This window comes from Nostoc sp. DedQUE12b (assembly GCF_034530835.1).
Taxonomy (GTDB): domain Bacteria; phylum Cyanobacteriota; class Cyanobacteriia; order Cyanobacteriales; family Nostocaceae; genus Nostoc.
Genome location: NZ_JAVRCI010000147.1, coordinates 1 through 8,358 on the forward strand (window position 1 = coordinate 1; position 8,358 = coordinate 8,358).

The 8,358-nt window shown below is 43.5% G+C and carries 7 protein-coding genes, 1 tRNA gene and 1 pseudogene; 2 read left to right on the forward strand and 7 right to left on the reverse strand.

Annotation, left to right across the window (positions count from 1 at the left end; genetic code table 11):
• Positions 1 to 95: 95 nt before the first annotated feature.
• On the reverse strand, positions 96 to 2,390 hold the full coding sequence (locus RMY16_RS32740) for an ATP-binding protein (RefSeq protein ID WP_322739866.1): 2,295 nt from the start codon (positions 2,388 to 2,390) through the stop codon (positions 96 to 98).
• Between the two features lie 333 nt (positions 2,391 to 2,723).
• On the opposite strand from RMY16_RS32740, the gene RMY16_RS32745 reads away from it, so the two are divergent.
• Positions 2,724 to 3,932 (forward strand): transporter substrate-binding domain-containing protein, encoded by a 1,209-nt coding sequence (locus tag RMY16_RS32745; protein ID WP_322739867.1) that lies wholly within the window; start codon positions 2,724 to 2,726, stop codon positions 3,930 to 3,932.
• A gap of 104 nt (positions 3,933 to 4,036) precedes the next feature.
• Here the strand turns inward: RMY16_RS32745 and mazG are convergent, their stop codons facing one another.
• Both mazG and RMY16_RS32755 read right to left on the reverse strand, forming a co-directional pair.
• A complete protein-coding gene (gene mazG / locus RMY16_RS32750; protein ID WP_322739868.1) occupies positions 4,037 to 4,864 on the reverse strand; it encodes a nucleoside triphosphate pyrophosphohydrolase in 828 nt (275 codons plus the stop codon).
• A gap of 3 nt (positions 4,865 to 4,867) precedes the next feature.
• Entirely contained in the window at positions 4,868 to 5,488 is a 621-nt protein-coding gene (locus RMY16_RS32755) for a metal-binding protein (RefSeq protein ID WP_322669433.1), read from the reverse strand.
• A gap of 113 nt (positions 5,489 to 5,601) precedes the next feature.
• On the opposite strand from RMY16_RS32755, the gene RMY16_RS32760 reads away from it, so the two are divergent.
• Positions 5,602 to 5,674, forward strand: a tRNA-Val gene (locus tag RMY16_RS32760).
• 66 nt (positions 5,675 to 5,740) lie between these two features.
• Here the strand turns inward: RMY16_RS32760 and RMY16_RS32765 are convergent.
• The 4 genes and pseudogenes from RMY16_RS32765 to RMY16_RS32780 all read right to left on the reverse strand — a co-directional run.
• Entirely contained in the window at positions 5,741 to 5,935 is a 195-nt protein-coding gene (locus RMY16_RS32765; protein ID WP_322739869.1) for a DUF433 domain-containing protein, read from the reverse strand.
• A gap of 113 nt (positions 5,936 to 6,048) precedes the next feature.
• On the reverse strand, positions 6,049 to 6,792 hold the full coding sequence (locus RMY16_RS32770; RefSeq protein WP_322739870.1) for an alpha/beta hydrolase: 744 nt from the start codon (positions 6,790 to 6,792) through the stop codon (positions 6,049 to 6,051).
• 200 nt (positions 6,793 to 6,992) lie between these two features.
• Entirely contained in the window at positions 6,993 to 7,607 is a 615-nt protein-coding gene (locus tag RMY16_RS32775; protein WP_322739871.1) for a hypothetical protein, read from the reverse strand.
• A 97-nt stretch (positions 7,608 to 7,704) separates the two neighbouring features.
• A pseudogene (locus RMY16_RS32780) lies at positions 7,705 to 8,358 on the reverse strand (WD40 repeat domain-containing protein); the annotation flags it as partial.

The following is an 8,358-nucleotide window of genomic DNA, read 5'->3' on the forward strand; positions in this document are numbered from 1 at the left end:
TTCGCATTTGTTGATTTGGCGATCGCATTTGTTGATTTGGAGTTCGCATTTGTTGCTTTGGCGATCGCATTTGTTATCAAAAGCTTAATTGTGCGTTAAACTTGTTTGCTACCTTTGGTAAGGTTCGCTACCACTTTCACCAACTCTTCTGGCTCGATTGGCTTGGATACATGAACTTGGAATCCAGCTTGCAGAGCTAGCTTGTGTTCTTCTTCTCTAGCAAATGCCGTTAGTGCTACAGCTAGAATCTTCTCCCCTTGCTCTGTTTCCTGCGCCCGCAGTTTCCGAATCAGGGAATAACCATCCTCATCTGGCATTCCGATATCACTGAGTAGAACATCTGGTTTTAATCGTTCTAGTGCTTCTAGCGCTTCACCTACTGAGCCAACTGCCGTCACCTTCGCTCCAGACTGTTCAAGAATGAAAACAACTAACTCACGCGTATCGGCATTGTCATCTACAACAAGTATTTGCAAGCCGTTGAGTATTGAGAGGTTCCCGACTTTTACTTTACTCTTTTTAATTAACTCCTCTGGTTGCGGTTTTACCAAAGGTAACGACACTGTAAATTTTGCTCCCCTTCCTTCCCCTTCGCTAAATGCGTAGACTGTGCCTGAGTGCATTTCTACTAAATGGTGTACAATCGCTAGCCCTAGCCCTAAACCATTATCTACTCTAGTAGTTGTGCTATCAGCTTGACGGAAGCGCTCAAAGATATAAGGTAGAAAGTCAGTACTAATTCCCTTACCTGTGTCAGAGACAGTTATCTGAGCATTTGAGTTTACCTCTTCTAGATATATTTCAACTCGCCCTCCGTTAGGTGTGAACTTGACGGCATTAGAGAGCAAATTCCACATAACTTGTTGCAGGCGTTCTGCATCACCCATAACTTGACCAACTGACGAGTCAAGATTAGATTCAATTTTAATATTCTTAATTTCAGATGTGGGATATACAGCTTCAATTGCCGTGTGAATTACAGGCAGAAGGTCAACTTTACGAATATTTAGGCGAATTTGCCCTTGTACAATCCGTGAGATATCTAGGATATCTTCAATCAGTTTTCTTTGAAGTTGGGCATTCCGCTCGATTGTCTCCAATGCCTTAGAGGTAGTTGCTTCATTCCATTTGCGAGTACGTATTAGTTGAACCCAACCCAGCATAGAATTGAGAGGTGTACGAAGTTCGTGGGAAACGATCGCTAAAAATTCTTCCTTAATGCGGTTAGCTTCTTGGGCTTGCCGATAAAGTTGGGCATTGTCAATGGCGAATGCTGCTCGTTGAGCAAGTTCTTCAGCCATTTCTAAGTCTACAGTAGTGTAATGGCGTCCTGGTTGCGCAGACGCAAATAGAATTGTCCCCAGCTTACGTTCGCGTAGTAACAGTGGTACTACCATCTGAGAGTTGACTTGGAGTTGGCGCAGCAGACTGAAGTGTTCCTCGTTCGAGGACTTTTTCTGTAATGAAGACTCAAGAATGTTTGTCACCAGTTCCGGCTTACCAGTCCGTAAAACTTTCGGTGGGCCATAGTCAGCATCAACAGGAATTGGATAGCGTTGTTGGAGTTGTCGTATCAGTGCTTCTTTGGCTGGTTCAGATGCAATGATGACTGGGTTAGTGAAGACTGGCAAATTATTTTCGACGACATCCACAATACACCAATCAGCGAGGGTAGGCACTGCTAATTGCGCGACGCTGGTTAGGGTAGTGCGATAATCCAAGGAAGATACCAACACCCTACTTGCTTCAGCCAAAAAATTAGAGCGCTTCTCTGCGGCTTGGGCTGCGATTCGGGCGGCTTGCTCATTCTCAAATAACTGCTGGCGCTGCAACTCTAAATGCTTACGCTGGCTAATGTCACGCATTAGCCAGCGCAGAGCAACTGGCTTACCTTTTTCGTTACGGACGGTAACTACTGTCAAAGCGGCATCAAAACAGATTTTTTTTCGTGGTTGTAAACACACTTCCCATTCCCCGCCTCGGTCGATCTGCTGCAACTGAGTTAGGTAATTAAAAAAAGCTTGATGATCTGACTGGGCGATGAAAGTAAGCAGCGGTTTGCCAATCAAAAATCGCTGTGAAACGTTGAGGTGTTTGCTAGCAGCACGGTTAGCTTCCAGGATAGTGCCGAATGTATCAGTTACCAAATAACCATCAGGCGCAAAATCAAATAATTCTTGGTAGCGCTGACGCTCCTTCTCTACTACGATTCGTGTTGCTTGTAGTTCTTCGGAGGCGACTTTTAGTTCTTCTAAAGTAATTTGAAGTTCCTCAAAAGCTTCTAATGTTAGCTCTTGCTCAGAGTATGGCTCACTTGCAGTCTTTTGCACTAATCCCGTTACCCGTGAGCGCAATATCTCTACTTGTTGACTAAAATCGTCTACATTCATGTTGCTCACTTTGCTAAGACGTAAGAACCACACGCCAGACAAAACATCAGGCTAAATGTAAACCCAAATGTACGCTAAAAACTGATCTTAAACCTATTGCTCAAAAGATAGAGGTTTGTCTTGACGACGCGAGTTCTGTAAAGTGAATTAGACACAAAATAGTTTCTCAACCTCTAATTACCATTGTAAAATAAAGAGTTCATCAAGGAATCTACCTACAGTGTTGTACAACAAGAAACATAATAGGTAGATTTCAGCAAATGTTTTTATAACTTAATTGGTATGGGGTGGGCATGATAAATAGATTATGCACACAACACTAAGAGAATTCTGATGATAAATGCGATCGCTACTAGATTTCGCCAACTTATGGCTGGGAGAAAAAGCCCGATTGGCAGATATGACCCGAAAAACAAAACCAGACGTTCCTTAGCACTGTATACCTGCATAGGATTAGTAGGTGGAATTCTGGCATTGTTGTTAATGACATCTCCAGGACTGACCCAAACACCGGAACCCCAGCAATCCCCAAAACTCCAGCAACCGTTATTAGTAGCTACACGAGTTATACCGCCCTTTGTAGTACCAAACAAAGGTGAACTATCGGGATTCAGTATCGACCTCTGGCGCAGCATCGCCAAGCAAATAGGTGTAGAGTCTAAATTTATAGAATATTCCACTGTGCCGGAACTGCTTTCTGCCATTAAGGACAGCAAAGCCAACTTGGGAATTTCAGCTATCTCGATTACAGCTGAACGCCAGCAGAATTTTGATTTCTCATTACCCATTTTTGCTGGGGGGCTGCAAATAATGGTACGAAACGCAGAAACCAACGACAGCGCCTTCCCAAATATTTGGCAATTATTTTTCTCTACTAGCCTCTTGCAAGTAATAGGCGTTGCCTTAGTGCTAATTGTCGTAGCAGCCCACATTATTTGGTTATCTGAGCGCAATCATAAAGATGGGATGATTCCCCAATCATACTTTCCTGGCATTTTTAAAGCCTGTTGGTGGTCAGCTGCCACATTAGCAACCCAAGCTGATGAAATGCCCAAGGGGGTACTGGGACGCCTAGTAGGTATTGTTTGGATGTTCATCGGAGTACTTTTTGCCGCCTACTTTACAGCCAGCGCTACTACATCATTGACAGTACAACAGCTTCAGGGCGATATCAGGAGCATAGATGATTTACCCGGCAAGGTAGTAGCCACAACTGCGGGTAGTACAGCAGCCACATATCTGCGAGAACATAAGATTTCAGTTTTAGAAGTTCCTAAGATTGAGCAAGCTTACAATGCTCTGCAAACAAAAAAAGCTGATGCCGTGGTGTTTGATGCACCTGTACTCCTTTTTTATGTTGCCAATGAAGGCAAAGGAAAAGCACAGATTGTTGGCAGTATCTTACGTGAAGAAAGCTACGGCATCATTCTGCCTAACAACAGTCCCTACCGCAAGCAAATTAATCAGGCTTTGCTGAATCTCAAAGAAAATGGCACTTATCAATCGTTATATGATAAGTGGTTCGATGCTGAAAAATCTTGAAGAAGGGAGCGGGGAGCAGGGGAGCAGGGGGGCAGGGGAGCAGGGGGGCAGTTGCAGTAAGTTTTTTCCCTCTGCCCCTTTGCCTCTTCCTAATGCCCCATTCGCTACTCTCCACTCCCTTCTTGAGCAAGTTGGGCTTTTGCTTGTTGCCAGAGAGTTTCTAACTCATTCAAACTGTAATCAGAAAGGGGACGGTCAACAACCGCCTCCATTTTTTCTAATCGCTGGACAAATCGTTGATTAGTGCCTTGCAAAGCGGTGCTGGGGTCAAGATTATGCCAACGCGCTAGCTGAATGACTGCAAATAGTAAATCGCCTAATTCTGCTTCTTGTCGTTCAGGTGTTTCCTCAGCTAAAGCTTGCTGGAACTCTCCCAACTCCTCATGAAACTTATCCCAGACGCCCTGGATATTTTCCCATTCAAACCCGATCGCCGCAGCCTTTTGAGAAATCTTCATCGCCGCCGTCAGTGGGGGAAGGGTACGCCCATAACGAGCGAGTTTAGCACTAAATTTTTGTGCGTCTGGAGATGCTTCGCCCTTTTCCGCAGCTTTGATTTGTTCCCAATTTTGCCGCACCTCATCCACACTGGCAACCGACACATCACCAAATACATGAGGATGACGGCGAATCAACTTTTGGGAAATCCCCTGAGTGATTTCTTTGAGAGAAAATTGCCCAGATTCGCTAGCAATTTGGGCTTGTAATACCACCTGTAATAATAAATCGCCTAACTCCTCAGCGATCGCATCCTTATCTCCACTCTTAATTGCATCCACCACCTCATAAGCTTCCTCAATCACAAAAGGCATCAGCGTTTCAGGAGTTTGAGCTAAATCCCAAGGACAACCACCATCAGGCGATCGCAACTTCGCCACCACCTCAATCAACTCCTGCAACGCCGCCAAACTCTCAACTTTGTCACTTGTCATTTGTCATTTGTCCTTTGTCGTTCTACCGTTGCTCTTTCTGGTAACTGTAGCTCGACGATTACCGCGATTTGTAACTTTCCGCCTCTTAATTTTGCCACTAGGAAGCAACCCCCGAACCCCCTGTTTTCGCACGCGCTTATAAGCCGAACCCCCCCAATCGCTGAGAGAATGACTCATTGCACCGAGTTCCAACCCCAAAAACAGGGCGATATATTCAGTATCGTATTGCACGAGCGATCGCCCCACAGTTTGTCCCAAATCTTGCCAACTAAAACTCAGATTCCATAACCTTTGAGCGATCGCCAAAACGAGAATTGCCACAATAGCCAGCAAACACCCCAGATAAATTACCCGTAGAATCGTGCCAATAATCGGCCCGTGGGATAAAAAAGAACGATGCCGGAGACTTTTTTGATAAGGTAGCCAAATCCAGCGCAAGAAACCCCAGCGTTGGAATTGCACAGAGTAAATATCCAAATCAGGGCCAAACATCAGCCCACCAAAGAGAAACCCGCCTGCAACTAACAAAGTCGCATTACTACTGCGAGTTTGCCAGAAAGTAACGCCCGCCACGAACGGCAGAGCATACATAGTAATGCGATCGTGCGTCCGACCAGAGGGCATCCTAAATCCTGAGTTAACTGAATACTGAGTCAGTATAAGAGAAAAAAAGATTTTCTTGAAACCACTAGCGCAATGCGAAATGTTTTGCTATATTAATTAAGGATTAGTCAAACGGGCGGTTAGCTCAGTTGGTAGAGCGCCTGCCTTACAAGCAGGATGTCATCAGTTCGAGTCTGGTACTGCCCATTAAATAAATTAAGGCTAGAGACAGCTTAAATGCGGTTTCTAGCCTTTTTGAGTTTATGGTATTCCCTAATTACCCGGCGCAAATGCGAACACAGCTTGGATTGCAAGAGGGCTGATTGGATAGCTTTCTGTAACTTGCTGTTCTGTCCAACCTTCGGCAAACAACCCCAATATGAATTCCACAGATAGCCGCGTTCCTTTGACGATAGGCTTTCCAAGGAGAATTTTTGGGTCTGAATGAATATAAGTTCTCCAATCCATACCAGTTTACCTTTATCGGGCTTCATCTATTATGAGCGATGCCTATAGCGGGCTGCGCCAATGCACCATTCAGATATGCCACTTGGGCAAAAGATTTTGGATTGCTCAAATAATTAATCACTAGTTAATATTGAGGCAAGAAGTTCAGGACGAGACAGATGTGGGCAATGCCCAGAAGGTAGTTCAATGGCATCGACTCCTAAGCGCTTGCGTGCAGCGTAGCGTGACCATGTAGGAGACAATATTCGGTCATTAGTACAAACAATATATTTACGCTCAATATGCGGCAAAGCTTTTAGAGGATTGGTTTCAAAGATATATGCCATAGATTGTTGCGAACGACTTTTCGAGATTGCCCACTGTGCTACATCTGGTTGACAATCATGAAAGAAAAACTCCCTTAATACTGCTTCGTCTGAATAATCTTTGCCTACGGAAGCTGGTTCAAACATATCAGGTTCATCGTGGAACTGTTCGAGTTTACTTGGCTCTTTTGGCTGGTAATTAAATGATTTAAGCGTATCAGAATCAAGACGATGAGAAAATTGGTCGAGTGTACTAATTCCGGGATGGGGGAGTAGCGCAGCCACAAACACTAGTTGACGCACTTTTACCGCTTCTGCGACTAGGGGAATTATAGTACCAGCCATTGAGTGGCCGACTAGCACAACATCATCATCAGTTTTTGGCAGCGCTTGAATTACTGTATCTGCAAATTGGGACAAAGTAGCAGATGCATTTTCAATTGGCAAATCCATTGCTACAGTTTTGTGGCCCTGTGTTTCTAAGTAGGGAATTAGCAAATCCCAACACCAAGTGGCTTGGAAAGCACCATGAACTAGACAAAATAAACTCATATCAATTGAATAGTGGTAATGGTAGACGAATTTTTTAACTTCTCTTATTTCTTAGCAAATTTTAAACCTTGACCAAGTAAGTTAAATTAGCACCTGCTATACAGCAAATTTCAATTTGTGAGATACACAAGCTAAGTCTGTTACCCAGATATAAAGCGTATTTTACTCCTGAATTCTGTATTCTGAATTCTGGTGTATATTCAAATAGCAGTTAAAACCGGCTGAAAAGGTTGCAATAAAATACCCAAAATTTTATCAACTTCTTTAATATAGTACTCAGTCGAATCTATATAAACAGTTTTCCCTTCTAAAAATAAAAACTTCCAGTTAGTTCCACTAGTAACCGAGCCATAAATTCGCCCTACTTCATTGCCTTGATTTTGATTGAATAATTGCGCTGCAATCATTGCTGCTACACATTGACCCAAACCACCGATAATATCTTCTTTTTTCGCTTCAAAAATAAACATTACCGGAGCAGAAATAAATAATTGCTCCTGCGAATTGCTGATGATGTAATCGCAAAAACCTTGCAAGCCTTGAGTTGCATCAACATTAAATTCATTTCCAGAGAATAGTGATATTTTATTATTTAATAATCGTCTGACTTCTGCGAGAATTGGTGCAATTAAAAACTCTGACCTTGCTTTTTCGGTTGAAATTGCAGTTGCTAAAGGGATGTAATCTATTAAAATCGTTCTGAGAGTTTCTGATGGTGTCACAGGTTTTGTATCAGCAAATAAATTCCGAGTTTCATCGAGTTTTAAATCAAAACTCTTTTTCACCTTGGCGAGACTGAAATCGCTGTATGCCATCCTTCCACCTTGTGATTATCTAGCAGTTCTCAGTTGGATGCAACACCTCTGACCTCACTTCCATTCCTCTCTCCTCTTAGGAGAGAGGCTTTGAATTTTACTCCCCTTCCCTCGCAGGGAAGGGGCTGGGGGTTAGGTCTGTCTTACCTTGATTCGCCAACTCTTTCGCTTTCGCCTGGGAATCAAACTTTAATTTATTATCCCATTGCTGTGCTTTGTCAAACTTTTCAACAGCGCCATCAATATCATCTTTTCGCGCTAACTTCTCACCTTGGATAACTAACGTTGTCGCCCCTTGCGCCAAACGAGATGGAGTTTGGCATAATTGCAACTCTTCTAACACTTCGGGATGGGCAATGAAGTAATTATTCAGCAAACTGCAACCACTAAGTAATAAATTATCAAAATCCAAATCCCATAAAACTATTGTTTTGTCATCACTAGCAGAAGCTAACTGTTGTCCATTGGGACTGAAGACGATGCTATTGACCCTATCAGTATGACCAGTCAGGGATTTGAGTCGTTGACCACTGTTGACATCCCAGATTTTGATGGTCTTATCCCGACTAGCAGAAGCTAACTGTTGCCCATCAAGGCTGTAGGCGACGCTTCTGACCGCATCACTATGACCAGTAAAAGTTTTGAGGAGCTGACCACTGCTGACATCCCAAATTTTGATAGTGTTGTCAGCACTAGCAGAAGCTAACTGTTGTCCATTGGGGCTGTAGGCGACGCTAATGACCCAATTGCT

Coding starts and splice junctions, on each gene's coding strand:
- RMY16_RS32740 (WP_322739866.1), bottom strand. CDS start 2,390: ATGAATGTAGACGATTTTAGTCAACAAGTAGAGATATTGCGCTCACGG.
- RMY16_RS32745 (WP_322739867.1), top strand. CDS start 2,724: ATGATAAATGCGATCGCTACTAGATTTCGCCAACTTATGGCTGGGAGA.
- mazG (WP_322739868.1), bottom strand. CDS start 4,864: ATGACAAGTGACAAAGTTGAGAGTTTGGCGGCGTTGCAGGAGTTGATT.
- RMY16_RS32755 (WP_322669433.1), bottom strand. CDS start 5,488: ATGCCCTCTGGTCGGACGCACGATCGCATTACTATGTATGCTCTGCCG.
- RMY16_RS32765 (WP_322739869.1), bottom strand. CDS start 5,935: ATGGATTGGAGAACTTATATTCATTCAGACCCAAAAATTCTCCTTGGA.
- RMY16_RS32770 (WP_322739870.1), bottom strand. CDS start 6,792: ATGAGTTTATTTTGTCTAGTTCATGGTGCTTTCCAAGCCACTTGGTGT.
- RMY16_RS32775 (WP_322739871.1), bottom strand. CDS start 7,607: ATGGCATACAGCGATTTCAGTCTCGCCAAGGTGAAAAAGAGTTTTGAT.